Consider the following 26,021-nt stretch of genomic DNA (forward strand, 5'->3'; position numbering starts at 1 on the left):
ATGAGGTGACATTCATGAAAGAAAACACAACGAATCCCTCCACATCTAACAACGAGGAACGACTGGGTTTAATGTTATGGTTCCGAATAACACGAATATATAACCAAAGTATTCGGGAATCCAATCAACATTTAAAGAAATGGAATCTATCGGCAGCCCAATTCGATATCTTGGTTCAAGTGGGTTCCCATGAACGATTGTCTCAGCAAGAACTTGCAAACAAGCTTTTTGTGACGAAAGGCAATATCACTCAACTATTAAGGAAAATGGAAGAATTGGGATTGATTAAACGGGAACAGGAATGGAAAACAAAATACCTTTCGTTGACTTAGGAAGGAAAAGAGTTTTTTCATGAAGTTGTTCCAAAACAAGAGCATTTTCAGGCATCACAGTTTGCCAACTTGAATGAGACGGAAAAACAACAGCTTTTAGATCTACTTAAAAAAGTTCAAAAATAAAACAGATCACCTGCTTGAATGGTGATCTGTTTTTCTATCTTTGTTACTTCGGTTTTTTCATGAACAATGAAAGCACCACATTCACGATCGCGAAAATCAAACTAATTTTAAATACAAGCGATGAACCTGAGGCAGCAGCTGCCGGTAAATCATTTGCCACATCAGTCAAGTAGCCATTTTGCTTCGCAGAGAATAGTGAAACCATGACCGCTATGCCAATTGCTCCTGATACTTGTTGAGATGTTTGCGTGATCGCGATGCCATCCGGATAGAATTGTTTTGGCAATGCATTCAATGTATTCGTTTGTACTGAAGCGAGTACCATGCCAATGCCAAGCATCATCACGATATGCGTAACAACCATGATCCATAGTGCTGTGTCTGTTCCATACATTGCATATAGCCAGTAGCCGATGACAACCAGAATCGTTCCTGGTGTAATTACGGCACGAGGTCCATATTTATCGAAAAGCCGACCGATGATCGGGGCAAAAACGCAGTTTAATAGACTTCCTGGCAGCATGATCAGCCCAGTAGCGAACGCAGACACCAATAACGCCATTTGCATATACATTGGCAACACAACCAGCATCGATAACATGTTAAGGAATGTAATCATGTTCATCGCAAGACCCAGTACAAATAGTGGGTACTTGAATGCTTTTAAATTCAACATCGGGTTTTCCATCTTCGTTTGACGGATTGCAAAGAGAATTAGGGCGATCAATCCAATGATAATCGTGCCAATTACCGTCAGGCTCGTCCAACCATGATCCCCGCCTACACTTACACCGTATACAACTCCACCAAAGCCAATCGTCGATAACACAACTGACACGATATCGATTGATACTTGCCGAGTTTCATTGACATTCGGAATATAGATATAGCCGAAGATCAGGGAGAATAACAAGAACGGAATCGTAAACCAGAATATCCAAGGCCATGATAGCGTATCTAAAATCATCCCTGCCAATGTAGGACCGAATGCCGGACCCACCAAGATGACTAAGCCCATCACACCCATTGCCCCGCCGCGTTTATTCGGTGGGAAAATCGTGAAAATGACATTTTGCGTCAATGGCAAAATGATCGCCAGTCCAGCTGCCTGAATGACACGGGCCGTCAATAACACGCTAAAAGCCGGTGCTGCTGCAGCGATGACCGTTCCGATGATTGAAAAAAATAAAGACGCCATGAACATTTGGCGTGTTGTGAATTTTTGCATTAAAATTCCTGTTACCGGCACTAAAATACCAAGCGTTAAAAAGTACCCAGTTGCAAGCCACTGAATTGTCGTCGCATCCACACCAAAAATGTGGCTCAATTCACCTAAGGCGATGTTCAATGCGGTTTCACTAAATAGCCCAACAAAGCCTGCTACCAAGAGTGCAGCCATTATCGGTCCTGTTTTAATATTTTTATTATCCACTTGTTAAAACTCCTTCAATATATTGGATAACAATTGCGAAATTACTTTTAGCGGCTTTGCTGATGTTTCGGCCAAACAAAGCATCATTGCCCCTTCGATGGAGGCTGTCATCATCAATGCGATATTGGAAGCTAACTCTTTTGAATATCCATCTTCCATTAGCTTTTTAAAATAAATCCCTTGAATTTTCGCATAAAGTTCGGCGCAAGCCTTTCGAACAGGATCACTTAATGTGGCCATTTCACTTACCATGCTGCTAAATGTGTAACCCGTAATCGTCCCTTCTCTTTCTAAATTGACGATTAGCTTTTCAATCATTGAATTTGTCGCTTCTAATGTTGTCGGATATCGTTCAAAAATCTCCACGATATCCATCGTAATTACTTCATTCAAGGAATGAAGGCAAGCGATTAATAATTCCTCTTTTCCATTAGGAAAATGGTGATATAGCGAACCTTTCGTAACATGACATACTTTTAAGATTTCACTTAGTCCAACACCTTTATATCCTTTTTGTTGGAAAAGAATCGTTGCATGGTCGATTATCAACGATTTAGTATCCATTTCCGTAGCACACCCCCACCATACCAACCGGTCTATTTGTTACTATAACAAAAAAAATTCTTTGGATGTAAGTACTTTTTTTGCTCTCTAAATAACGAATTCACAATTTAGACAAACTTTTTGAAATTGCATTTTAATTAATTTATCGAAAAAAATTGGGGGATTTTTGACAGTTGACAATTTGTATACAAAGGAGGGGTTTTCGAAATGAGAAATTCAGGGATTTTAAGAAAGATGGACATCACCATGGTGAGCATTACAGTGGAAAAGGCCCTGGCCCGAAAACCTTTCGCCGAGGGCGGCAATTGCTTTCTTTAGAAATGATGAATCTTTGACGTTCAACCATTAAGGAACAGTTAGATAACCAGAATTTCAATCCATTAATCAAATCTTAGTCGGTGAATTAAAAGCCATTGATGTGTTAATCAACGAATTCATTCAATTATTTGAAATACAAGAAAGTGAAGCAAAGGCAACCTTTTAATTCAATAATGGCGGGAAAGGAATTGAAATGAATGAAACAAATTACAATTATATCGATTCAGTGTTTTGATGTAGTCATTACGTCCATACAAGAAAACGGAATGCCGTCCATATCGGTATCTCCACATCTGGAAAACTCCTTACCATGCTTATATCCATTTTAAGGGCTAAAAATGTTTTGGAGATAGGCGCTCTTGGGGGGTATAGCGGATTTGCCTTGCCAGAGGATTCGGCAGCGAAGGAAAATTCTCGTGTAAAGCGCAAATTCACGAGTAAAACGGCAAAACTCACGAGTAAACTGCTAAAATGTCCGAATTTATCGCACAAATTCACGAATTTATCGATCAAGCTCTCGTGTTTATCGCCCAAACTCACGTGTAAAGCGCAAATTCCGAGTAAACTGCAAATTCACGAGTAAAACTGCTAAATTCACGAGTAAACTGCTCAAATTCACGAGTAAAACGGCAAAACTCACGAGTAAATTGCTAAAACTCACGAGTAAACTGCTCAAATTCACGAGTAATTTGCTAAAATGTCCGAATTTATCGCACAAATTCATGAATATATCGATCAAGCTCTCGTGTTTATCGCCCAAACTCTCGTGAAAAGCGCAAATTCCGAGTAAACTGCAAATTCACGAGTAAAACTGCTAAATTCACGAGTAAACTGCTCAAACTCACGAGTAAACTGCTCAAACTCACGAGTAAACTGCTCAAACTCACGAGTAAATTGCTAAAATGTCCGAATTTATCGCACAAATTCACGAATTTATCGATCAAGCTCTCGATTATATCGATCAAACTCGAGTTTATAGCTCTAACTCTCGAGTAAACTGCTCAAACCCTCAATTATATCGCCCAAACTTTCGATATCATCGATCAAACTCACATGTATATCGCCCAAATATCCTTTTCATGAAGAAAAAATAACGGAATTTCTATAATCTTGAATGAAAATGATTTTTATTATCAATAATAAAATGGAAGAGGGTAACCAAGTTTGATGGTTACCCCCGATGATTTAAATTTCTGGATCAAATGTTTTGCAATCCGTTTCTTTGCTATTTGATGCTTGATTCCCTTTATGGCTGACAACATAAATAGCATCTGCACTGCATTTGTTTCCAGAATCCCAGTATTTACAATTATTCACTTCACATAGAACATCCTTTGCCATCGTATCACACCTCCTCATTTGCTATCATTAACAAAGTTGGGGTTCTTGATACTTTCCTTTTTCAGGTTCGGGTGCCTTGTTTTTAATGAAAACGGAATTGAAGGCCTTCTCGAAAGATTCACGGAATCGAAGGACCGGCAGAAAAAGGACGCCAGTTTGTCAAAGCATGTTCGGGACAGGCCCAAGTTTCAGCGTTCTTCTATGTAAAGATTCATATTGGCTCAGGAATGGTTCAGGCTTGATATCGGATTGACCGTACATTCATGATTGGCTTCGATTGTTTGTAAGAAGCTTTGCATGGAGTTTGTCATATAAGCATCTTTACGATGAATGAAGACAGTCGAAATATTGCCGTACTCTTCTGGAATTGCATGAACATGCACGTTTTCATTGGCTGCAAGGTGATTTACCGCTGATTGTGGTACGAGGGTAATGCCAAGGCCGAGTGTTACACTGGTTAAGATGGTTTCCAATACATTGAACTCCATAATCCTTTTAGGCATCACTTCTTCCTCTTTCAACCATTGCTCCAGTTTAGATCGATATCCACAACCCTGACTGAATACTAAAATTGGTTCTGTTAAAAATTCTTCAAGGTTTAATGTTTCATTCCTTGTAACTAAAACAAGTTTTTCTGTACACACATCGTATTGCTGAATGAGTGGATGTTTAATCGGTCCTGTAACAAAAGCGCCATCCAGCCTATGTTCAATAACATCTTTAATTAAATCCTCCGTTAACCCAGCCTTTATGGATAAATCGACATTTGGATACTGTTTATGATAAGAGGCTAGAATCTTAGGAAGGCCGCTGACCGTTTCAACAGTACCGATGTTCAATATCCCCGTAGGTGTTTCACTATCCAGGAATACTTGTTTGAGTTCTTCCATATCAAGCAAAATTTTGTTTACATACACCAGCATCTTTCGTGCCTCTGCGGTTAAAGACATACCACGTTTATGCCTATTGAATAAAGGCGTCCGTAACTCATGCTCCAAATGCTTAATCCTCGCCGTTACATTGGATTGGACATAATTCAACTCAACAGCAGCCTTACTTATGCTTCCATATTTAGCGACGCACTGGAATATTTGCAAATCCCGAATTTCCATAAAAGTGACCCCCTTTCCTAAATATCATTAATAATGATGGTTACATTCACTTTAAGTCATTTTACATGATAATGACTTTATCATAAAGTGTGTATAGGAATTTAATCAATCATTATTTTTTTGAGGGGAAGCTTTAAATGAAAAAGAATCAAGTTTTAATCGGTGCACTTTTATGTTTGACAGCCAGCATTTCTTGGGGAGCCATGTTTCCGGTTGCAGAAAGGGCACTCATGTATATAGATCCTTTTTATTTCTCTTTTCTGCGATATTTAGCTGTTAGCATAATTTTAGGGATATTGCTTTTAATTAAAGAGGGAACGAAGTCTTTTCGCTTGGAAGGGAAAGGAAAGAACTTATTGTTTTTTGGAACGATGGCGTTTACAGTATACAACTTTCTCATTTTCGCAGGTCAAGACTTACTGGGCCATAACGGGGTAATCGTTGCTTCCATCATGGAATCATTAATGCCTATGATTTCAATTATGATAATGTGGGTTTTCAAAAATGCCAGACCTATGAAATATACCATCGCAAGTATGTCCCTTGCCTTAATAGGGGCTATTCTTGTGATTACCAATGGCAATTTATCATTCCTATTTTTATTGAAGGATAGCATCATCCCTATTCTTTTCATTCTTTTTGGGGTTATAGGATGGGTTATATATACGATGGGCGGCGACCAATTTAATGGGTGGTCAACACTCCGCTATTCGACTTTAACGTGTATTTTGGGAACAACAGTATCTGCAATCATAACATTCCTTGCAACTTTAATTGGCCTGCCTGTCCCCACAGCAGAGGTTATTGAATCCATTTATGGCGAGATGATTTTCATGATTATTTTCCCGGGTGCCATTGCACTTTTAAGCTGGAATTTAGGTATTAAACTTTTAACGCCCATTAATGGCATTCTATTTATCAATTTAGTTCCAATAACCACGTTAGCCATTGTTTTTATCCAAGGGGGATCACTTACATCATTCGAATTACTGGGAACTTTTTTAGTGATATATGCTTTAATTCAAAACAATTATTATCAAAGAAAAAACTTGCCTTCCCATGTTGAAGAATTGAATCCAATGAAAGAAAAAAGAGTCAGTTAATTTATGGTACAAAACATCAATGGGAGGACAATAATGGATTACTTAACAATAATAATAATTTTTGGATTGTCTATACTATGGGAATTGGCAACGATTAATAAGAATGTGAAAAAAATGAATGAGCAAAATGCAGAATTAATTAATCTATATAATGATAGAAGTAAAAGAAATCAGTAAAATGGACTTTTGGCACAACAGTGCCTGTAAGCAAACCATGTGCAAAGAAGCCTCTTTATTTGAGGCTTCTTTTGCACTTTGCTTCGATATTTTACTGCCACATGACCGTACTATTCACCAAGTTTCTTCCGGATATCCGCCGCTACATTCTTTAAAGCCTTTTTTGATCCCCTTTCAAGGTCCCTGTTCAATTTCCTTTCTTTATAACTGACAAATAAAGAACTCAGATCATAGCCTTCCGGATATAAATCGGCGGCTTTTATTTCAAGCTCGAGCCTATTGGCATGAACCTCCATGAAGGTATCTTCGAAAAGTACGACGACATTATTATATGAGTCCTTTTTCTTATAAACGATCGCATAATCATCCAGTTCGCTTACCTTCACCTTGTCGCCGACTTCAAATTCATACAATGCTTCCTTTGGAACCGCCGATACCTTCGCTTTCTTGATTTTACCTTCCTGGACACGCTCCAAGTCATAGTCTTTATTGCCGATATAAAGCTTTGCCCTTTGCAAAACCTTTTCACGGACATTCATTTTTTTTGCTATCCAGAGGGCATTGCTTTCCCCGGATTGACCAATCAACAGCTTGTATTTTGGCTCAAGTGTTTCACTGTTGAATTGCATGGCCGCATTCATGAAATCACTGTGTATTTCCGAATAGCGCTTGATTTCACCATAATGGGTCGTCGCAACGGTTATGCAGCCCCTCTGATAAAATTCCTCAAGGATGGCAATCGCTAAAGCGGCGCCTTCATTCGGTTCCGTTCCGCTCCCGATTTCATCGAACAGCAGCAATGAGTTATTGGTTAATGCCCCCATGATTTCCGAGATGTTTTTCATATGCGATGAAAACGTGCTCAGTGCATTTTCAATGCTTTGGTTATCACCAATGTCGACAAATACTTGATCGAAGACGGCAATCTCCGTCCCTTCTTTCCCGGCAACATGCAGTCCTGACATGACAGCTAACGTTAGGATGCCAATCGTTTTCAGGACGACAGTCTTTCCACCTGCATTAGGGCCTGTAATGATCAAGCTGCGATAATCATTACCGATTTCAAAATCCAAAGGTACACTGTTTTGTGGCAAAAGGGGATGTTTACAGCCTTTTAACTTAATATAACCATGATCATTGATTTTCGGTTCGATCGCATCCATGCTTTTACTGAACTTGGCTTTTGCGAAGATCATGTCATATTGACTGATTAACTCGATGTTTATCTTGATCGGTTTCAATTGCTCGAAAACCGTTCCAGATAATGTGGCCAAAAGTTGATACTCTTCCATCGACTCCTCCGCTTTTAAACTTGCCAATTCTACATTCAATTTCGTCACAGAGGCAGGTTCAATGAACACGGTAGCCCCTTTTGCAGATACTTCCACGATCGTTCCTGCCACCTGATTTTTATAGGAGGCTTTGATCGGGATGGTATAGCGGTCATCCTTTTTACTTATGAAGAATTCCTGAATGAACTCCTTATTGGCTCCGCTCTTCAAGAACTTATTCAGCCGTTCCTCTATTTTACTTTCTGTCTTGATGATTTGGTTCCTGATGCGTTTCAGATCCCTGCTTGCTTCGGAAACAACAGCATTTCCTTTGATGGTGAATTGGATTTCTTCTTCAATGCTCCTGAATTCAGTCATCGAGCGGGCGTAGGAATGAAGTGTTGGTGCAAAGAACTCTTTATCGGTCATGAATTTCTTGATATTCCTGCAGCCTCTTAAGAAGTCTGCTATCGCCACTAACTCTGATGGCTCCAATATCATTCCCTTTTCCAATTTGTCGATATGGTAGCCAACATGTGAAATGCCTTTTAAGGGAATATGACTTTCCGCATTCAGTAAATTCCTTGCCTCCGTGGTCTCGTTTAATCGATTTTTAACGACATTCAAATGGCTGCTCGGCTTAAGCTGATCCAATAACGCTTTTCCCAATCCGCTTACGCAATGGTTTTTCACCATTTCCTTGAGTTGGATATATTGTAATTTTTCATAAGTCATTTTATTCATCTAATGATCCCCCTTGAATGAGTGAGTGATTAAAATTCCCAGAATCCAAAAAATGCCCGCAAAAGTCCCCCTACCTTTACAAATGAACAAGCCATTTGAGTAGAAAGCTCCTGCGGGCATCGGCCTTATCTATAGATAAGGACCTACAATCGATAACAAATTAGGCAGCTCGAATAGAACCGCGTACACAAAAAAGCATGATAGGACAAATCCCACCATGCTTTTCGTCGTAACACCTACATGTTACACGATTTATGGAAAAGGAAGCAGTCTTAAGGTAGGTATCCAACAATGCAGAATTGCACTGTGGAAAAAGGCATACTTAATCCACTGACCAATCAGTGATTAAATACCTTATTCAACTAAATTAGTTGATACCTACTCCCGACATAAAACACCACACCTTTTCTTAGATTGGAATTAACATACCATATCAGTAAAAAAGAGTCAATTCATTTTTTTGCCTTTCTTTCTTTTTTAAATAAAAAGGGAAAACAAAAATGCAGTCAAGCCCATGATTTGACGATTGCCCCTCTATTCCTAAATGCCAAAGTTTTAACTTCCGCAACGCAGCATTTCCAGTGCTACTTCAGTAACTCCCTTTTCAATGTCTGAATACTTACTTTAAAATCCGTATGTTATCCTTATATTAACTTAAACTGAAAACAGCCCAATAAGCTAACATGAGGCTGACAACCAGCAAGAGTGGTTGGTCACAACTAACTTATTTAATCGTCAAAATAAGAACCATTGCCATCTTGGGAGGATGAGTGGTTCTTTCACAGACAGGATCAGACTGGTTGCTATAGCAACAAATATCTCTTTACCCATATCTGTAATTAAGTTCAATAAGAAATGTCTAAAATTAGATGGAAAAGCAAAACTGTGACCTGCCACTCTATCCTCAGTCGCCCCTCTTTCCTATCATATGTTTCCAACAATCGTAATTACGTTCAAATAAAACACTAATAAAAAAAAGGCCGTATTCTCCCCTTCTACCCTAGTTACAAGTGCAGCTGACATTTGACGAAAAGGCTTCCTGCAATAGACCGTTTTAATTAGCTCAAATTTCTCTTGAATAGCATTCGTAAGAATACGGGATTAAGCGTCATCACTCATTATGAGAGGGACCATTTTCCTTTCATTCACGTTGATCAGTCCATGACTTAAGAAGTGATCGAATACTTGAACATTCGCATAACCTACCCTCCTAAGCTAGTCAATAAGCACCATCTGGTTTTTCGGAATTTCTAGGATGATTTCCTGACCCGTCCGGTAGGATTCCGTCATTTCCTTGTTCACATTGAAATCCCCTATCACGGTTTCAATGACATATTGATAGCTTTTTCCCAGATACGTACTCACCTTGACTCGGCCAGTTAAACTATTTTCCAGAACCGCTCCAGCATTATCTTTTTCCCTGATCATCAGATCGTCCGGCCTGATAGCACCTATTTTTCCAGTTGAATTGGTCATCTTTGCATCCTTGTGCAGCACAAATGAGTAGCCTTGCTTGTTCAGTTCAATTTTATCTATATGATTCGTACGCTTATCGAATTCAATGAAGTTCTTGAAGCCGATGAAATCTGCTACAAATTTGGTTTCAGGATATTTGTAAATGGTCGCAGGATCACTAAGCTGCTCGATGATCCCTTTATTCATGATCGCTACCTGGTCGGATATCGAAAAGCATTCTTCCTGGTCATGGGAAACATATACCGTTGTAATCCCCAGCTCTTGTTGGATGCGGCGAATCTCGACTCTCATATTCACCCTTAAGTTTGCATCAAGATTACTCAATGGCTCGTCAAATAATAGGATGTCCGGTTCAATCACCAGTGCCCTGGCAATCGCAACCCGCTGCTTTTGCCCTCCTGAAAGCTCTTTGGGATATCTCTTTTCAAATCCTTTTAAATTGACGATTTCGAGCACATTCATTACTTTATTTTCAATTTCACTTTTGGAATTCTTTCTCAGACGGAGTCCGAATGCAATATTTTCGAATATCGACAAATGCGGAAATAATGCATAGTTTTGGAACACAAAGCCAAAATTCCGCTTGTTAACAGGCACTTTCGTATAGTCCTTTTCCTTAAATAAAAACTTCCCTTCGTTCGCTTTTAAAAGCCCGGCAATTAAACGCAGGGTCGTCGTTTTCCCACAGCCGCTCGGGCCAAGAAGGGATACTAATTTCCCTTTTTCAATCTCAAGATTGAAATCCTTTAATATATTCTGTTTGTTATAAGCTACAGATATATCTTGTAAAGTGAACAAAGCCATCCATCATTACCTCCTTTATCGTTTTGTGAAATAAGACAAGCCCATGAGCCGTTCTGGTAGGATCAAAGTAGTTTTCTACATACATCAGCATCTGAATCAGAAACGCCCTTACCCCAGCCCCTGTCATATAAACGGAAATTCCTACATTATTGAAGGATTCTAAGAAGGCGGTCATTACTGCCCAGAATTCCTGATTTTAGATTCGGTAGGACGACTTTAAAGAAAGTGCGCTCCAAGGCTCTCACCTGCTTCTTCAATGAAAAAGTCAAAATTTGATCCGCTTGAATCACACGGATGATGAACGGCGGCATGATAATAGTATGTCCTACAAACAGAGCCCATAAATCGGAAGCTGATAACCCCCCACAATATAACGTAAAAACGCAAAGCCCAGCACAATTCCCGGTATTAATATGGGAGAAACGAAAAATGCATGAATCACGCTTTTTCCTTTGAAATCGAACCGGCTTAATGCATAGGCAGCCGGCACTCCCAGTTACAGTGCAACAGATAGCCAAGCGATTTCCTGTTTTGAAAACTTTTTCAGAGAACTAAGCGCAAGATTGAAAACAATTGATATAACCTTGAATCGCATTGAAAACGCTCTCATAGGGATTTAATATAGCTAGTATAGAGCGATTAAAAATAGAGAGTATCAAAGGCTCGTTAAATGAGGGAGGAATTATTATGAAGAAAGCTTTTGAGAAAGCGCAGCAGTTCGGTAAATCTTTTATGCTCCCGATTGCCGTTTTGCCAGCGGCCGGTTTATTGCTGGGAATTGGCGGTGCTCTTTCTAATCCAAATACAGTTGAGGCCTATCCTTTTTTAGACTTTGCTTGGCTGCAGGCCATTTTCACGATCATGAGTTCTGCAGGAAGTATCGTATTCGGCAACTTGCCGGTCATTTTTGCTGTAGGTGTTGCAGTAGGATTGGCACGTTCGGATAAAGGGACCGCTGCACTGGCAGCCATGATCGGCTACTTCGTCATGAACAGTTCAATAAATGCACTGCTTCAAATAAACGGGGAACTTGCCAAAGAGAATTTGGCAGGTGCCGGACAGGGAATGGTGGTCGGGATCCAAACACTGGAGACAGGTGTGTTTGGCGGTATCGTAGTAGGTATCGTTGCCGCACTTTTGCACAATAAATATAATAAAATTCAGCTTCCGCAAGTTTTAGGGTTTTTCGGTGGTTCCCGTTTCATTCCGATCATCGTTTCCTTCGCGTCCATCTTGGTTGGAGCCGTGCTTTTTATCGTATGGCCTTATTTCCAACTTTTCATAAACCAATTAGGTGCGCTGGTAACGAGCACAGGTACGATCGGGACTTTCTTTTACGGATTCATATTACGGATGCTCGGGCCGTTGGGGTTGCACCATATTTTCTACCTTCCATTCTGGCAAACAGCTTTAGGCGGAACGATGGAGATAAAAGGGCAGATTGTCAGCGGGACCCAGAATATCTTCTTTGCGCAATTGGCAGACCCGACTACCGTCAAGTACTATGAGGGTGTTTCCCGGTTCATGTCCGGACGGTTCATCACGATGATGTTTGGTTTACCCGGCGCGGCACTGGCCATTTATCACTGCGCTAAACCTAAAAATAAGAAAGTCGTGGCCGGCTTGCTTCTTTCAGCTGCCTTGACATCTTTCTTAACAGGCATCACCGAACCGCTTGAATTCAGTTTCTTATTTGTCGCCCCGATCCTTTATGTTTTTCATGCCTTGTTTGACGGACTTGCCTTCATGATGGCAGATATATTCAATATAACGATCGGTCAAACCTTTTCTGGAGGATTCATTGATTTTACTTTATTCGGGATACTCCAGGGTATCAGTAAAACAAACTGGATTTATGTACTGCTCGTCGGCATTCCATGGTTTTTCCTATACTACTTCACTTTTAAATTCTTGATCAGGAAAAAGAATTTGAAAGTGGTCGGCCGTGAAGATGATGATCAGGCCGCCGTTACACAAGTAACCGCATCAGAGAGAACCCAGACCATCGTCAATGGTTTAGGCGGACAGGATAATATCGATATTGTCGATTGCTGTGCAACTCGTCTGCGTGTCACGGTAAAGGATGAATCATTGGTGAAAGAAGACGTCATTAAACAAACCGGTTCAAAAGGCGTCGTAAAAAAAGGAAATGGCATTCAAATAGTTTACGGTCCCCAAGTGACGATCATCAAAAATGAAGTGGAAGAATACTTGGGTCATTGAGAACATAGATAACGATAAGGACGTGTTAAACATGCAACAGGTGCTGGATAAAATTCACAAAGGCTTAATTGTATCATGTCAAGCATTGGAGAATGAGCCGCTGCACAGCTCATTTATTATGGGACGCATGGCCATTGCTGCCAAAGAAGGCGGTGCGAAGTGCATTCGCGCAAACTCTGTAGCTGACATAATGGAAATCAAGAAAAATGTGGACCTTCCAGTCATAGGGATCATTAAACAGGTATATGGACAAAACGATGTCTATATCACTCCCACCATGGCCGAAATTGATGCATTGATGGAAACTAAAGCGGAAATCATTGCGACGGATGCTACATCCCGGGTAAGACCGGACGGTAAAACATTAAAGCAGTTTTATGATGAAATAAGAGCAAAATATCCCGATGTTTTACTAATGGCCGATGTATCCACCATAGAGGAAGCCATATTCGCTGACGATTTAGGATTCGATATTGTAGCGCCCACTTTATACGGCTATACAAACGAAACGTTCGGCCAGAAAATATATCAGGATGACTATGCTGTGCTCAAAGAGATAGTAAAAGCAGTGAAAAAAGCGAAAGTGATCGCGGAAGGAAATGTCATAACACCAGAAATCGCCCGCTCTGTATTGGATATGAATATCCATGCAGTAGTAGTGGGCGGTGCCATTACCAGACCGCAGCAAATCACTAAAAGATTCGTGGACGCTATCCAAGAATAGAACATTGCACATAGTAATGCAAAGACCCAGACTGGCAACAGTTTGGGTCTTTTTTACGATTCATGGTTCCTCAGGTTATTGACGTCCCTTATGGATACATTAAACTATGAATACTTATAAGAAATTTGAAATGGGTGATCAAATGGAATATCTCGCAGAAAACCTCATATATGGCATTGAGTGCAGCATGGACAAATTCACCAAAACAGAAGAAGAATTGGCCCATTACATTCTGCAGCGCCCTGAAGAAGTAAGTCAGTTAACCATTAGTCAAATCGCTAAAAAGCTTCATATTTCACCTGCAACCATTACGCGTTTTTGCCAGAAATTAGCCTTTTCCGGGTTCAATGAGTTCAGGCATGAGTTAAAAAGGTTCGTGGATCTCCGAAATACACCGAAAAATTTGAAGAACATCAAGCAGGTGGATTATTTCGCTAAACTGTATCAAGATCACTTAGGTATCATTGATAATACCTTTCATATAACCACATATGACGATATCCAAAAAGCTGTATCTTACCTTACACAGGCAAATAAGATTCATGTTTATGGAATAGGGAGTTCAGGTATAGCGGCCCAGGAGTTCAAGTCAAAGTTTTTCCGTATCGGCTTAACTGTTGAAGCTATTACAGATCCCCATCAGTCAATGATGGATGCAGCTTTAAGTAACGAGAATAGTGTTGTCATCGGCATTTCCATTTCCGGAACAACGAAAGAAGTGATTTCTGCAGTTAAAATCGCAAAGAAGCAAGGCTCACGCATCCTGATCTTTACTGGAGATAAGAATTCCGAGCTCTCACAGCTTGGCGATATCTCGCTATTGGTCACGAGCAAGAACAGCATGCATATGGGGCAAAACATCTCTCCATTGCTTCCGCTGCTATTACTTTTTGATTTAATATATACAGAGTTGGTTGCTAAAGATTATAAAAACAGGATAAGCATCAGGGAAAAGACTTTAAAGGTATTGACCGAGAACGACTGACTTTCGGACGATCCGTTAAAAAAGTACATGACTTACCAATACACGAATCATAAAAAAACTGCATCTCCAATTGCTTGGATGTTACTAACAATTGGGGTGCAGTCCACTTTAAAAGACGTCTTTTCTTATGTTCCTTTTAAACTAAATTCTTTATTACTGGCATTGGCATGGAACGTTCTTGGAGGCTCTCGGAAAGAAGACTATACGCAACTACTTTATTCTTGTACTGTTTGACTACATCCACGTGGTCATTGTAAATGTACACAAATAATCTAACATCATTTTTTCCTCTTTTAGTATCAATCATTATTGGAATCCCACTGTTCTCTGGATGTAAAAACAATTGCTCGTTCCCTGGGAATATATGATTTTTTTTCAAGAACTTAGCTTCGTTAAAATAATTAATTACTTGAATTTTGTCTTCACCTTCCAAACTTTTTCCATCAAAGGTTACGATTGCATCCGCGCCACTAATTTCTGAATGTATTTTGAATTTACTCAGAATCCAATTCACTGCATCGGTTGGAAGGCAGGTAACTAATAATTTAAGCAAACTTAAGATAATTGTCAAAATCAATACAGGCACTGTCATTTTCATCATCTCCGCTACGTTATAATTTAAGGCTGTTTTCGCATACTTTGCTGCTATTTACCAAGTAATGTGGTGTGGTTGATTTCCCCTTCAGATGCTCGCTTTCCGCGGGGCGGGCGGTGAGCCTCCTCGGCGTAAACGCCTGTGGGGTCTCACCTGTCCCGCTGCTCCCGCAGGAGTCTCGCACTTCCACTCCAATCAACCTTAAATAGTCTCGGTTTAAAAACAACAATCTTAACGAAAAGAGCCTAATTTAAAGTTTAATTGAAAGAGGCGGTCAGTTTTTCTTTGAAGTGACCGTTCTATTACCGTGTTTCTTGTTCACCCAGCTTGCAAAGGTGATTTTTTCACGTATTAATCAGATTCTTTCGTTCACATTTCCGCCACATATGTGAACAAATTCACAATTTCCCACAAATAGAGATATGTTTTGTAAATCACTCGTACACAACATGACCTTTATACAATTAAGCCTACATTTCCATGCATTTTGATATACTATTATAATAATCATTCACGTGGTATCTTAGGCTAATTTTATTACGAAGTAGATGATGCCTACAGTTAATACTAGGGCAAGACCAATATATATATAACTAAGGTTCAACAAATTCCCTCTCGTTGCTGCAGAATAATCACTATCACTCTTCCCCGTTAACGAAAGGGTTCCCACCAGAGCAACTAAACTAATGGCTACTACTAATATTACACTTATCGTCATGATTCAACGCCTCCCAATATTATTATCCATTTCCTTGAGCCATTTCAAATTATTCCGATTCTCATCGTATATCATAGTGAAACTACACAAAAAATCGTTCCTGATTGGCAGGTCGATCGCTCATCGTAAATATATTAGAAAACCCTACTTCTCTATAATAAAAGAACAACCAATTTTAGGACCATCCAATTAAGTGAAATTTCCACCATCCACTTGCTGAATTCTTCCGTTCATATACATAGAAAGGTGCAAAGACTATTGTTTTAGAGATGAGGATGCTTTCTAAACATGATTCTATTCCAAGACTTTAGGCAAAAGGGTTCGATCTAAAAGGTAAAACAAAGTGGATTGGAACGAAAGGCGCGAGACTCCTGCGGGAAAGCGTGGCCAGGGGAGACCCCGCAGGCGCGAAGCGTCGAGGAGGCTCCCGGACCGCCCGCGGAAAGCGAGTGCCTGGAGCGGAAATCAACATCTAAGTTGTACAAGCCATAAAAAGACTGTAGACAAACTCATTGAAATCGAGTTTGTCTACAGTCCGAGAAGATCCTTATAAACTTTTTACAGCCTCTGCAAACCTTTTGATGCCTTCATGAATGGAAGCCTCATTTTCCCTTGCAAAAGTAAAGCGTACATATTCCTTATTTGTACCTAATGTTGAACCAGGAACGTATATAACTCCTCTTTTGATAGATTCCTCCAGTAACTTTATTTCGTTCAAAGGCACCTTCAGCTTACACCACAAATGAATTCCACCATTTGGCGAAAAATACTCAACTTCTTTATGCAGGAATTCGTTAAGACTCGAAACTATTGCATCCCTTCTTTTTTCTAGCTGCTCTCTTAAATAAGTAATATGGGCAGGAAAATACTCTGAATCCAAAAAATCATTTGCTATCCATTGAGTAAAGGAGCCATGGCCGAAGTCAACCTGCTGCTTAGCATCAGACAGTCTCTCTATAACTGGTTTCGGTCCTATTATCCAGCCAATTCTTAAGCCAGAAGCAACAATTTTTGACAAAGAGCTTATATATAAAACATTTCCGTTGTTGTCCATCGATTTAAGAGTAGAGATTTTTTCCCCAGAAAAGGAAGTTAAACTATAAGGATCGTCTTCTACAACCGGTATTCCATATTCGGATGAAAGCTCTAGAATCCTTTTACGTCGGTTGATATGAAGTACAGTTCCTGTTGGGTTTTGAAAAACAGGGTTCAAAAATATCATCCTGATTCGATGTTTTTTATGTAGTGCTAGTAAATCCTCTGGGTTGATGCCATCCTTATCAACTGGTAAAAGAAAAGTTCTTAGTCCTGCGGATTGAAAAATGGGAAGGTTGTAACTGTATGATGGATCTTCCAATGCAACGGCATCGCCTGGCTTTAGCAAGCATTGGACAACGAGATGTATGGCTTGCTGTGCACCAGAGGTAATGAGTATGGAAGATGGATGAGTATCAATTTTTCTATACTGTTTTACATGACTAGTAATTGTGCCCCTTAAAACAGCATTGCCCTGGGGGTGATCATAACCTAAACTTCCAATAAAGGACCTGTTCGAAATGATTTCACGTAAGGATTGGACCGGAAATAAGTCCTCTGATACCTCCCCACTAGCTAAGTTTATTAGATTATTTCCTTCAGTTTCTTTACGTATTCTTTGGGTTACCGGCAAATTGGGTAAAAATGAACCAGCTTCGATATATCTATTCCAACTAGGCATACGTTTTCTGTTGATTCCCCATATATCCTTGCTGATCATCGTTCCGCTTCCTTTTTTTCGTTCAACTAACCCATTTGCTTCCAATTCATCATAAGCTGCTACAACTGTACTTCTGTTAACCCCCAGTTCATGTGCCAAGAAGCGCTCAGAAGGTAACGGCTTATCTAGTAAAAATGTTCCATCAGCAATACCACTCTCAATATAACCAGCTATTTGTTTATATAAAGGCTCCTTGGATTTTCTATCCGTTCTCCATTCCATAAGCTACATCCTTTAAATTGGTTTTGTTAAAAGAGTTCCAAATTATTGGCTTTTTTATCTACTTATTCATTCCCCTAAATGGTAAAACCTTTTATATCAGTATAATCCTCGGCCGGGATTATTGCACTCTTAGGTTGGAAGCTATACCATTTTTCAAGTTCCAGTTTTTTATTAAGGCTGTTTTCGCATACTTTGTTGCCATTTTCCAAGTAATGTGGTGTGGTTGATTTCCCCTTCAGATGCTCGCTTTCCGCGGGGCGGGCGGTGCTCCCGCAGGAGTCTCGTACTTGCGCTCCAATCAACCTTAAATAGTTTCGTTTTAAAAACAACAATCTTTACGAAAAGAGCCTTTATTAATAATTGGATTTTCCGCATTGAATAGAAACGACCTTCATTCTTTAAAAGGAATGAAGGCTATCGTTACATTTTTAACTATGCAAACTTCCCTTCAGCCAGGGACGATTTCGATGATGGCCGATCGGGATTTGGATCAGGCTCGTTTTTCCTTGAGGACCACCACCGATCTTGTAAAGTTCATCACACATATTCACATCAAAGCCGAGCAGCGGGTGCCCGTTCATTCCGAGGGCTGACGACGCTATTAGTAATTTCTGAACGAGCATCCCCGCCTCCATTTGCTGGATCCGGTATCCTCTATATCCAAGTTGCATTCTGGAATGGTCCCGATCGCCAACTACATGTATGCAGATTGGCACTTGCTGAAAATTCATGATATCGAGGGACATTCCGTATTGCAATCGGAGCCGCTGATCTCCCGATTGTATCTGTTGCAATGTATGTGTCGTGCTGTCGTAATGGTATGCACCATCTTGTATGTCTTCCACATTATACAAACAAGCATATAATGAAACGCGATGTTCATCGTTCCCGTTTTTTCCATCCAAGTCATTACGATAGGAGAACGAAGCGGTTGCCTCCTGCAGGAGAGAAGCCAGCTGCCATTGACTGACTTTCCCGAGTGCGAAGTCCATTTCAGGTGAAAACCGCTTCCGGCAAACTGATGCCAAGTCATAGGACAGCCGCTTCACGATAGGAAGGGCTACAATATGTCCTTCGGATTTAGTCCCATTCTTCGGACTGATCCGCCTGAATGATTGGGTGGATTCGATCAGGGATGCTGCATTCAGTTTAGTCAGCATCGGAAATTCCCTGATTCTTTGCGACCGAACATAGTGTTCAGGCTGAATGCCCGTCAATTCCGGCAATAATTCTGTCGAAGTGACAGGTCCGTTACCATTACTTTCATCAGCACACCAAAATTTGGTGTCTGCCGATAAGGGGATCACCGCATATGTGCTCTCTTCCTCATCCGAAAGCCCAAGAAGGTGATTGATAGCCCGATCAAGGAATTGGAAGCACACCCCAGCGGCGATTCCAAACCGTTTCGCCACTTCGAGCAACTGTCCAAGAAGCACGCCTGCATCCAGCCCTTGCAGACGGTATGAAAAATTATTATATTTGTAGAAGTTTTTCCAAAACATCGTCGATACAAAAACCGTTCCAAAACTTGCAGACATATCAAATTTTTCACCAAGAGCCTTTGTTAAATATGAATCAAAATCCCCTTCCCGCAACAATACCAACCGGTGGTGTGCCACATCATAATGGTATATGCCAGCAGGTAATCCCTCCATCTTCAAGTACACGTACAATTCGCTTGGATACAAAGCTCCCCCTGATGGCGGAAAACGCCGGAATGACTGCATGAGGTCCTCAGATTCCGAGGAGCTCGATACCTGACTAACTTGGGTCAGGCCATATGCATACCAGAGGAAATGACCGATTCCTTTAAGGTCCTGTTTTGAAGGCCCGCTGCAACCCTCCAGCGTCAGCGGCACCTCCAGTGATAGCGGAAAAACAGGCAAGTCACGGTAAAGCTTATACGTCAGCGGTGCATCATCCCAATCCACTTCCCAATCCGGCGGACTTGCCTTTTCGATATCAAAATGCAAATTGTGCAAAAATGCTTCTAGACTCATCCTCCAACCTCCTAAATCACCGCTTATGGAAAAGGATGCGGATGCGGATTGAGCTGTTCGAATTCAAGCCGCCGTTCAGCATATCCAAGTTCCATCGGAACCCTCAGTATTCTCTCAAGCCCCGTTATGCGGGTAAGATGATGGCCGAATGTCATCGGCAGCATCCCCGGTATCAGCACTTTCACGCAATGTAATCCATTTCGTGCAATTTCCGGTGTCGTCTGATCCACCACAATCACCTCGAGTTGCAATCGGCGAAACTCCTGAAGAATGTCCTGCAGATCATCGGTCAAGTCCGCATGCTTTGGCATTTGCTTGAATTCTTCATCAAACGTCCGCATTGGACGGTCATCATCCAGCAGAAACTGCAGTCGCTCTTCCGCTTCCGGCAAACCGTACAGCATGCCATGATCATCCATTTTCCGTACCAGTGAAGAATCATGCAGCATTTTCTCAACCTCATCCAGATTCTCTTCCAAATTAACGTCAAGTGTCAGCATCATGCCAGCCAACTCGAAGACCGCGCTTTTCACGGCCCGGATCGGGTCCAGATGGGCCCCTGCCGCACATATGATATTCAATCCTTTTTGTTTCCTGTTTTTAGCCAACGCCCATACGCTCGGGATACCATGTTCCATGGTCGAATTAAACAAATGGATATCATACCCTGCTGCCGCCCTCGCCCTGTCAATCATCAATTCCAGTTCTTTATCATTTGCAGAATAAGGGTCAAGACGTGTGAGAGGCAGCTGCGCATACCAGGTCAGAAGAAACGAATCACGTTCGACCACTTCCATGATGCCGTAGAAAATGGCCTCCTCCAAACTCCCCCCTAAAGCACAGCCATTGGAAGTTTCATAGACAAACCCATGACCGCAGCCCAAGCTGTAATAGGAAAGCAATTCCGGGACCAAGATCGGCCGCTCTTGCAAAAATGAGTGGCCCCATACCCAATCTATCGAGCGGTCAGGATTAAACGGTTGAAACGGGAAATCCCGCTGTGCATAATTTTCCTTAGAGTGTACCCCTATCCTGATCGGATCGAGCGCAAATTCCTTAAGGTTGTTGTAACTGTCATGTATGACTGTCCGTTTGCCGCGGGGCTCCATACCGCAATACCTTTCCAATCCCTCCAATATGGCCGTCATCTCACTGGCCGCATATGAGAGAGTACGGCCTGCCGCCCCCTCATCTCCTATGAATAAAGGCAAATTAACACTTACATCGGCAAATGGCGGCACAAGGTCGATCATTTTATTATTCAAGAAACCTGTGCGATGGTCCAAGTAATCCTTGGCCAGAACTTCATTCAGTTCTTCCATTGAACGGGTACGGTAACTGTCGGGACTGATTTTCGGGCTTGGCTGTAACGTAATCCTGGCACGCTCCTTCGAGTCATCAGGTAATGTTGAGCAAACCAGACACAATGGGTCTGGTAAAAATGAGTGCCACGAGCCATTCAGCGTTTTCAAGTTGATGATTGATACACGCCCTTCCGAACAGGCGCGTTCTCCTTTCATCGCCTTCCTTACCTCTGCCCCAATCAGGTGTGCCATCTGCAAAAGGCCTGTGCGTGATGCAGCCGCATCACGATCCATCCCCCCATTTTCCTCCAGCTGTTTGCGGATTTCCCACATTTCTTTTCGATCACGCCCAGCCATGAGATGCCTTTGGTCCGCACATTGTGAGCAGCCAGGAACATCCGGGTGCACCAACGGACCTATCACTCCCTCTCCAAATGAAACGAACCCCCGCAGCCATGGAATGCCCGCTTGCCTTATCACCTCTTCCGCCTTTAAATGGACAGCTGGATTCCAGGCATCTTGCAGCACAAGGACCATAGCCGTCGTTTGCGGTATTCCTGCCTCGAAATCGGTTTGGCGATTCACCTGATATTGGCCGGACAGGTCCCCATGAACATAGTCGGCCAGCACTCCTTCCCCGACAACCAATACGTCAGTTTTCACCCTGATTCCTCCTCTCGCAAAAGCACCCCAAACACTCCTGCCATTTCTTCCTTCAAGAAAGTTTCCAGTTCTAATTCGAAAACGAAGATTCGCTTCTTATTCTTCTTCAAGACTTGAATGGCGGACTTTAATATCTCGGAATCCCCCGTCACCCCGCACGAAGGAATCACAAGATTCAAGGGCATTTCTTCCTTAAGAACAGGCGATGCCACTAAATCTGGAGCTGTGAGGCAAACGGTCTGATTTTGGACTTTCATAACCGCCTTTTGCAACGCGTTCCGTAATGCGATCGTTACATTCAAACCGACAGCGCCTGACCAGCCATCGCTCGTTCCTGCCCAAACTACAGGGAAACCAGACACTTCCTCACCCAACGCGATGATCGGATCTCCTTGCAGCCGGGTCAACGCTTGTAAATAATACCGGCAGCGTTCATCATCCACCTCTGCCAACTGCACTGCCACAAGATTCTCCTGGTTGAACTCCTTATTTCCAAACTCTGTATCCAAACTGCTTTGCAACCCACGGCAAGCACATTCAGCAAATGTTTCCCCTGCTCCGACACCGATGGATTCCTTTATTTCGCCTGCTCCTTTAAGCGGAGATAGAGTCGGTACGAGCTGGCTGAGTGTTCGGGATACATATGCTTCAACCCCCGCCAGGCCGGTTTCCCTCCTCGCTTCCTCATGCGTCAGATCTGAACGGATAATATCTGGCAGAAGTTCGGCCGGGCCGGACGACAACGGATCAACAACCTGAACGCGGCATTGAGCCAACGGCAGCTGTTTTAAATCTCCCTCCTCCCAACTATGAAAGATTCCGGATTCCGCCGATGTCAACCGGCTGAAATACATAAACACCTTCCCCGGCTTACTCGGTTCCGATTTCTGTTCGAGCCGCTGATCAAAATCTTCAATCCATTTAGCGGCCCCTTTTCCCGTCACCCCCGGATGTGGAATGAATGGATGCCATTTCCCCTCCAATGTTTCCATATCCAACAGATAGAATTGATTGGCTTGTTCTGCTGTAGTAACACCTGTAGCCTCTTTAAACCACTCGAATACCATTATATTGGCTAACATCGCTCCGGCTGTGGAGGAAAAAGAAGCAGACGCCTGATTCTTTTCCAGCACAGTTTGATGTAAACGATGCCACGCTGACTCCCAACACCCCTTGGAATCAGGATGGACAAGCGGACCAGCCATGCCAGCTTGATTGATGATCAATGCAGGAAACAGGATCTTTTTCCCTTGCCTGCAAACCGAATGAAGTCCTCTTAACTCCTCTATATCACCCTCTTGTGACACATATAAAATCGTGTCAAAAGGCTGCACGATTTCCTGCCATTCAATCTCTTCTCCCTTTTCAAGCACGACCTCCCCTATGGAAACCTCGTCGTCCGTCTTACGCGCATGCGCCACGATTTCATTCAATCTTTTTCTATTGGTCGGTACCGTGTCCGTAATGAAGATTTGGAATGCGGGCAATCCGGATTCCAACAGCGAGGACACCAATGAAAGGAACAATGGGCCAGAGCCTATGGCCAACGCCTTTTTCTTTCGATAAGTTTCAAAACGGTAAGCCCCGGAATCGCCGCAGCTTTCCAGGAACTCGATTTGTGAAGCATACCTTTCAAGTACTTGATTCCTCAATTGATGGGGACTGTCCTGACTTACATCCCGTACAAACCCATTGCCGTACAAAACCTCGGCAATTTCCATCACCCTGTTCCGGTATGGGCCAGGCAATCCATCCGTCAACTCGCTCAATGTATGGTTTCCGTTGAACATCGGTAATAGCTTTTCAATCCACTGGACGATCGAGCCGCCCTCCATACGGAACGAACTTATGTTATTCCTGAAATACACACCTCTATTCGGTTCCGGAAGAAAAAACGTATCTCTCTTCACTTTCAAACGCATAGAAGGGGTCAAATTCACCATTCCGCTCCTCCTAACCCGATGCATTTTAAGTACTGCTATTAGCACAGCACTTCACTTTAATCCTATGTACAACAATTTGTCCCTTATGTCTAATGCTATAAAGAAAAGTCCCTGCACATGCAGGGACTTCCTTTAGAAAACCTGGATACTTAACCGCCGCAACGTCCGCAACGACCGCCGCAACCGCCGCAGCGACCACAACCTCCGCAACGGAACCCACAACCCCCACAACCCCCGCAACGACCGAACCCACAGCCCCCAATAAAGCAACCAAGGCAACCAAAACAACCAAAACCGAAACCTAAACCAAACTGACGAGAATCTTCCATTGGTTGCTGATATTGATCCCAAAGAACTGGCTGGCTTACCTGAAAATCGTCTACATTCAACATTTGAAGTTGATTTTGAAACTCATACATTTATATAACCTCCATATATTCATTGAGGGAATACTTATTACAGAAAAGGAAATAGGCTCAAGATAATCTGGGAACCCACACCACATCAAGTACTCCCTTCAACAAAATATGTAAGGGGAGTGGGTATTGCTACTGAAGAAAAAGCCTATTTTCACCAAATACCCATTCACGACGAATGCCTGATTACCATTAAAATACAAATAAAAAAAAACAGAAAACCAGAAGGTTACATCCTTCCGGCTTTCATGCACACCTCTTTAAATTAAGGTTCTTACAAGTCACTTGCCTTTTCCTCTTCCTTATTTCAATGGAGGATCATTTATGTATAGCCATATCGATCGGTCGTCAGGATATGCTTAAATGGAAAGTCACCTTAATTCTGCAGTTGTTCATAACGCTTCCAGTTTACTGATTTCTCCAGCACGATAGATATCAATACACCCATTATGAGCCCATTAGTCAAAAAGGGCTGTAAAAGCGTGGGAACGCCCGAAAATGCATTAGGCAAGATATTCATCAAACTCACTCCGACCAATACTGGTACGGCAAGCCTGAATATCGTGTCTGAAGTAAAATGCTGACCCTTGACGCTGTTGAAAGCCGTGCCAAACAGTTGAAGGTAAGCGACGAACAATACAGCATTCCCGACTGTTATGGGCATGGTGGCCAGGAAAGAGATAAAAGGAGGAATGAGTCCGATTATGGTCAACAGCATGCCTCCAAATAAGAACGGCCTCCGCTCATAGATTTGAGTACTTTGCAAAAATCCAATGGATGAAGTAAAAGGTGTATACGGAACAAGGCCAAGCACAGGAGCGAAAATGGTAAAACCGCCAGTCATGAATAAAGAATTTCGATACTGCTTGTGGTCAGCTTCATCCCCCATTAACTCGGATGCAGCTTGAATGGAAGCGAACGTATTACACAAATTCAGTAATCCTGCAAAAAAAGAAATCGCTATTATCCCGAATTCCAGGTTTGGAACACCTAATGGGAAAAATGAAAAAGAGGCACTCGCCGACCCCATTTCTCCCCCAGCCTCTGGAAATAGCAGCGAGTAAAAAATCCACCCCACTATTATCCCGATCAAAATGGAGAAATTGCTAATGGTCCTTGGTCCTTTTATCTTTAATATACTTACTAAAAAGACAATCCCCAATGACAGGATACTGACCGGGATGTTAATTCCCCCATCCTCCGTGATCCCGAGCATCCCCTTAAAAAAGACAAAAATGAGCTGGAACGTCAGAAGGAATAAGTAAACGGTCATGACCATGGGAGTGAAAATCTTCTGGACATAAGAAATCAGGTTGAAGGCAGAAATAATGATGGTCACTACACCAGCTGCAATGAGGCCAGTCGCTATTCCCCCTCCTATTTCAGCATAACCGAGCCCTATGGATGGTGCAGATAACCCTAAATTCAACATCACTCCCCACAGTAGTCCGGAGTGCCCTTCCATAATTGGATACTTATGTCCCTTCCACCCCTGAATCACGCAAGCGATCCCGGTGAAAATGAGCGAGCTTCTCATGGTCATTTCCGTAACATTTGGAGGAAGATCAAAAGCTGCGCCAATCGATATTGGCACTACTACCGTATTTGCAAAAATAAAAAACAACCATTGAAAAGAAGAAAATAGAGTCACAGAAGATCTCCAACTTTTCAT

The 26,021-nt window shown here is 42.0% G+C and carries 19 protein-coding genes and 4 pseudogenes; 8 read left to right on the forward strand and 15 right to left on the reverse strand.

Going from position 1 to position 26,021, the window contains the following annotated elements:
• The first annotated feature begins 14 nt into the window (after positions 1-14).
• Positions 15-458 (forward strand): annotated as a pseudogene (locus tag N9I19_RS08635) (MarR family winged helix-turn-helix transcriptional regulator).
• Positions 459-501: 43 nt separating this feature from the next.
• Here N9I19_RS08635 and N9I19_RS08640 read toward each other — a convergent pair.
• Positions 502-1,857, reverse strand: coding sequence for a DHA2 family efflux MFS transporter permease subunit (locus N9I19_RS08640; RefSeq protein ID WP_317777567.1), 1,356 nt, complete (start codon positions 1,855-1,857; stop codon positions 502-504).
• A 36-nt stretch (positions 1,858-1,893) separates the two neighbouring features.
• A complete protein-coding gene (locus N9I19_RS08645) occupies positions 1,894-2,454 on the reverse strand; it encodes a TetR/AcrR family transcriptional regulator (protein WP_317777529.1) in 561 nt (186 codons plus the stop codon).
• A 185-nt stretch (positions 2,455-2,639) separates the two neighbouring features.
• Here N9I19_RS08645 and N9I19_RS08650 point away from each other — a divergent pair.
• Together N9I19_RS08650 and N9I19_RS08655 are read left to right on the forward strand one after the other, a co-directional pair.
• Positions 2,640-2,938 (forward strand): annotated as a pseudogene (locus tag N9I19_RS08650) (hypothetical protein).
• Positions 2,939-2,969: 31 nt separating this feature from the next.
• Positions 2,970-3,183, forward strand: a pseudogene (locus N9I19_RS08655) (O-methyltransferase); the annotation flags it as partial.
• Positions 3,184-3,957: 774 nt separating this feature from the next.
• On the opposite strand, the gene N9I19_RS08660 reads toward N9I19_RS08655, so the two are convergent.
• Entirely contained in the window at positions 3,958-4,113 is a 156-nt protein-coding gene (locus N9I19_RS08660) for a DUF1540 domain-containing protein (protein ID WP_065310844.1), read from the reverse strand.
• Positions 4,114-4,334: 221 nt separating this feature from the next.
• The gene (locus tag N9I19_RS08665; protein WP_089363029.1) at positions 4,335-5,225 is read right to left on the reverse strand and encodes a LysR family transcriptional regulator; all 891 of its coding nucleotides are present in this window, start codon (positions 5,223-5,225) and stop codon (positions 4,335-4,337) included.
• A gap of 137 nt (positions 5,226-5,362) precedes the next feature.
• Between N9I19_RS08665 and N9I19_RS08670 the strand changes: the two genes are divergently transcribed.
• Complete coding sequence (locus tag N9I19_RS08670) at positions 5,363-6,328, forward strand: DMT family transporter (RefSeq protein ID WP_317777530.1); 966 nt, start codon at positions 5,363-5,365, stop codon at positions 6,326-6,328.
• Positions 6,329-6,361: 33 nt separating this feature from the next.
• The gene (locus N9I19_RS08675) at positions 6,362-6,505 is read left to right on the forward strand and encodes a hypothetical protein (protein WP_317777531.1); all 144 of its coding nucleotides are present in this window, start codon (positions 6,362-6,364) and stop codon (positions 6,503-6,505) included.
• A gap of 110 nt (positions 6,506-6,615) precedes the next feature.
• Here the strand turns inward: N9I19_RS08675 and N9I19_RS08680 are convergent, their stop codons facing one another.
• From N9I19_RS08680 to N9I19_RS08690, 3 genes and pseudogenes are all read right to left on the reverse strand, one after another.
• Positions 6,616-8,520 (reverse strand): endonuclease MutS2, encoded by a 1,905-nt coding sequence (locus tag N9I19_RS08680; RefSeq protein WP_317777532.1) that lies wholly within the window; start codon positions 8,518-8,520, stop codon positions 6,616-6,618.
• Between the two features lie 1,215 nt (positions 8,521-9,735).
• Positions 9,736-10,800: an ABC transporter ATP-binding protein gene (locus tag N9I19_RS08685; RefSeq protein ID WP_317777533.1), complete on the reverse strand. Its 1,065-nt coding sequence runs from the start codon at positions 10,798-10,800 to the stop codon at positions 9,736-9,738.
• Positions 10,801-10,815: 15 nt separating this feature from the next.
• Positions 10,816-11,296, reverse strand: a pseudogene (locus N9I19_RS08690) (ABC transporter permease); the annotation flags it as partial.
• A 191-nt stretch (positions 11,297-11,487) separates the two neighbouring features.
• Between N9I19_RS08690 and N9I19_RS08695 the strand changes: the two are divergent.
• The 3 genes from N9I19_RS08695 to N9I19_RS08705 all read left to right on the forward strand — a co-directional run bounded on the left by N9I19_RS08695 (position 11,488) and on the right by N9I19_RS08705 (position 14,732).
• A complete protein-coding gene (locus N9I19_RS08695) occupies positions 11,488-13,023 on the forward strand; it encodes a maltose/glucose-specific PTS transporter subunit IIC (protein ID WP_317777534.1) in 1,536 nt (511 codons plus the stop codon).
• A 31-nt stretch (positions 13,024-13,054) separates the two neighbouring features.
• Positions 13,055-13,747, forward strand: a complete 693-nt coding sequence (locus tag N9I19_RS08700; RefSeq protein WP_230301075.1) for an N-acetylmannosamine-6-phosphate 2-epimerase — start codon at positions 13,055-13,057, stop codon at positions 13,745-13,747.
• A gap of 106 nt (positions 13,748-13,853) precedes the next feature.
• On the forward strand, positions 13,854-14,732 hold the full coding sequence (locus N9I19_RS08705; RefSeq protein ID WP_230301036.1) for a MurR/RpiR family transcriptional regulator: 879 nt from the start codon (positions 13,854-13,856) through the stop codon (positions 14,730-14,732).
• Between the two features lie 136 nt (positions 14,733-14,868).
• Here the strand turns inward: N9I19_RS08705 and N9I19_RS08710 are convergent, their stop codons facing one another.
• The 8 genes from N9I19_RS08710 to N9I19_RS08745 all read right to left on the reverse strand — a co-directional run bounded on the left by N9I19_RS08710 (position 14,869) and on the right by N9I19_RS08745 (position 26,021).
• The gene (locus N9I19_RS08710; RefSeq protein ID WP_317777535.1) at positions 14,869-15,324 is read right to left on the reverse strand and encodes a YfmQ family protein; all 456 of its coding nucleotides are present in this window, start codon (positions 15,322-15,324) and stop codon (positions 14,869-14,871) included.
• A gap of 526 nt (positions 15,325-15,850) precedes the next feature.
• On the reverse strand, positions 15,851-16,045 hold the full coding sequence (locus N9I19_RS08715; RefSeq protein WP_061464872.1) for a hypothetical protein: 195 nt from the start codon (positions 16,043-16,045) through the stop codon (positions 15,851-15,853).
• A 547-nt stretch (positions 16,046-16,592) separates the two neighbouring features.
• Complete coding sequence (gene pdxR, locus N9I19_RS08720) at positions 16,593-18,023, reverse strand: MocR-like pyridoxine biosynthesis transcription factor PdxR (protein ID WP_317777536.1); 1,431 nt, start codon at positions 18,021-18,023, stop codon at positions 16,593-16,595.
• Positions 18,024-18,451: 428 nt separating this feature from the next.
• Complete coding sequence (locus N9I19_RS08725; protein ID WP_317777537.1) at positions 18,452-20,023, reverse strand: SagB family peptide dehydrogenase; 1,572 nt, start codon at positions 20,021-20,023, stop codon at positions 18,452-18,454.
• Between the two features lie 23 nt (positions 20,024-20,046).
• Positions 20,047-21,990: a TOMM precursor leader peptide-binding protein gene (locus tag N9I19_RS08730; RefSeq protein WP_317777538.1), complete on the reverse strand. Its 1,944-nt coding sequence runs from the start codon at positions 21,988-21,990 to the stop codon at positions 20,047-20,049.
• On the reverse strand, positions 21,987-23,933 hold the full coding sequence (locus N9I19_RS08735) for a putative thiazole-containing bacteriocin maturation protein (RefSeq protein WP_317777539.1): 1,947 nt from the start codon (positions 23,931-23,933) through the stop codon (positions 21,987-21,989). The genes N9I19_RS08730 and N9I19_RS08735 overlap by 4 nt, the downstream gene beginning before the upstream one ends.
• A gap of 25 nt (positions 23,934-23,958) precedes the next feature.
• Positions 23,959-24,225: a hypothetical protein gene (locus tag N9I19_RS08740; RefSeq protein WP_317777540.1), complete on the reverse strand. Its 267-nt coding sequence runs from the start codon at positions 24,223-24,225 to the stop codon at positions 23,959-23,961.
• A gap of 500 nt (positions 24,226-24,725) precedes the next feature.
• On the reverse strand, positions 24,726-26,021 hold the full coding sequence (locus tag N9I19_RS08745) for a uracil/xanthine transporter (protein ID WP_317777541.1): 1,296 nt from the start codon (positions 26,019-26,021) through the stop codon (positions 24,726-24,728).

The sequence above is a fragment of the Peribacillus sp. CSMR9 genome (assembly GCF_033141925.1).
In the GTDB taxonomy this organism is placed as follows: Bacteria; Bacillota; Bacilli; order Bacillales; family DSM-1321; genus Peribacillus; species Peribacillus simplex_A.

Bases quoted from the DNA above. Each gene is read 5' to 3' on its own strand.
- N9I19_RS08640 (WP_317777567.1), bottom strand. From the start codon at position 1,857: ATGGCTGCACTCTTGGTAGCAGGCTTTGTTGGGCTATTTAGTGAAACC.
- N9I19_RS08645 (WP_317777529.1), bottom strand. From the start codon at position 2,454: ATGGATACTAAATCGTTGATAATCGACCATGCAACGATTCTTTTCCAA.
- N9I19_RS08660 (WP_065310844.1), bottom strand. From the start codon at position 4,113: ATGGCAAAGGATGTTCTATGTGAAGTGAATAATTGTAAATACTGGGAT.
- N9I19_RS08665 (WP_089363029.1), bottom strand. From the start codon at position 5,225: ATGGAAATTCGGGATTTGCAAATATTCCAGTGCGTCGCTAAATATGGA.
- N9I19_RS08670 (WP_317777530.1), top strand. From the start codon at position 5,363: ATGAAAAAGAATCAAGTTTTAATCGGTGCACTTTTATGTTTGACAGCC.
- N9I19_RS08675 (WP_317777531.1), top strand. From the start codon at position 6,362: ATGGATTACTTAACAATAATAATAATTTTTGGATTGTCTATACTATGG.
- N9I19_RS08680 (WP_317777532.1), bottom strand. From the start codon at position 8,520: ATGAATAAAATGACTTATGAAAAATTACAATATATCCAACTCAAGGAA.
- N9I19_RS08685 (WP_317777533.1), bottom strand. From the start codon at position 10,800: ATGGCTTTGTTCACTTTACAAGATATATCTGTAGCTTATAACAAACAG.
- N9I19_RS08695 (WP_317777534.1), top strand. From the start codon at position 11,488: ATGAAGAAAGCTTTTGAGAAAGCGCAGCAGTTCGGTAAATCTTTTATG.
- N9I19_RS08700 (WP_230301075.1), top strand. From the start codon at position 13,055: ATGCAACAGGTGCTGGATAAAATTCACAAAGGCTTAATTGTATCATGT.
- N9I19_RS08705 (WP_230301036.1), top strand. From the start codon at position 13,854: ATGAATACTTATAAGAAATTTGAAATGGGTGATCAAATGGAATATCTC.
- N9I19_RS08710 (WP_317777535.1), bottom strand. From the start codon at position 15,324: ATGACAGTGCCTGTATTGATTTTGACAATTATCTTAAGTTTGCTTAAA.
- N9I19_RS08715 (WP_061464872.1), bottom strand. From the start codon at position 16,045: ATGACGATAAGTGTAATATTAGTAGTAGCCATTAGTTTAGTTGCTCTG.
- pdxR (WP_317777536.1), bottom strand. From the start codon at position 18,023: ATGGAATGGAGAACGGATAGAAAATCCAAGGAGCCTTTATATAAACAA.
- N9I19_RS08725 (WP_317777537.1), bottom strand. From the start codon at position 20,023: ATGAGTCTAGAAGCATTTTTGCACAATTTGCATTTTGATATCGAAAAG.
- N9I19_RS08735 (WP_317777539.1), bottom strand. From the start codon at position 23,933: ATGGTGAATTTGACCCCTTCTATGCGTTTGAAAGTGAAGAGAGATACG.
- N9I19_RS08745 (WP_317777541.1), bottom strand. From the start codon at position 26,021: ATGAAAAGTTGGAGATCTTCTGTGACTCTATTTTCTTCTTTTCAATGG.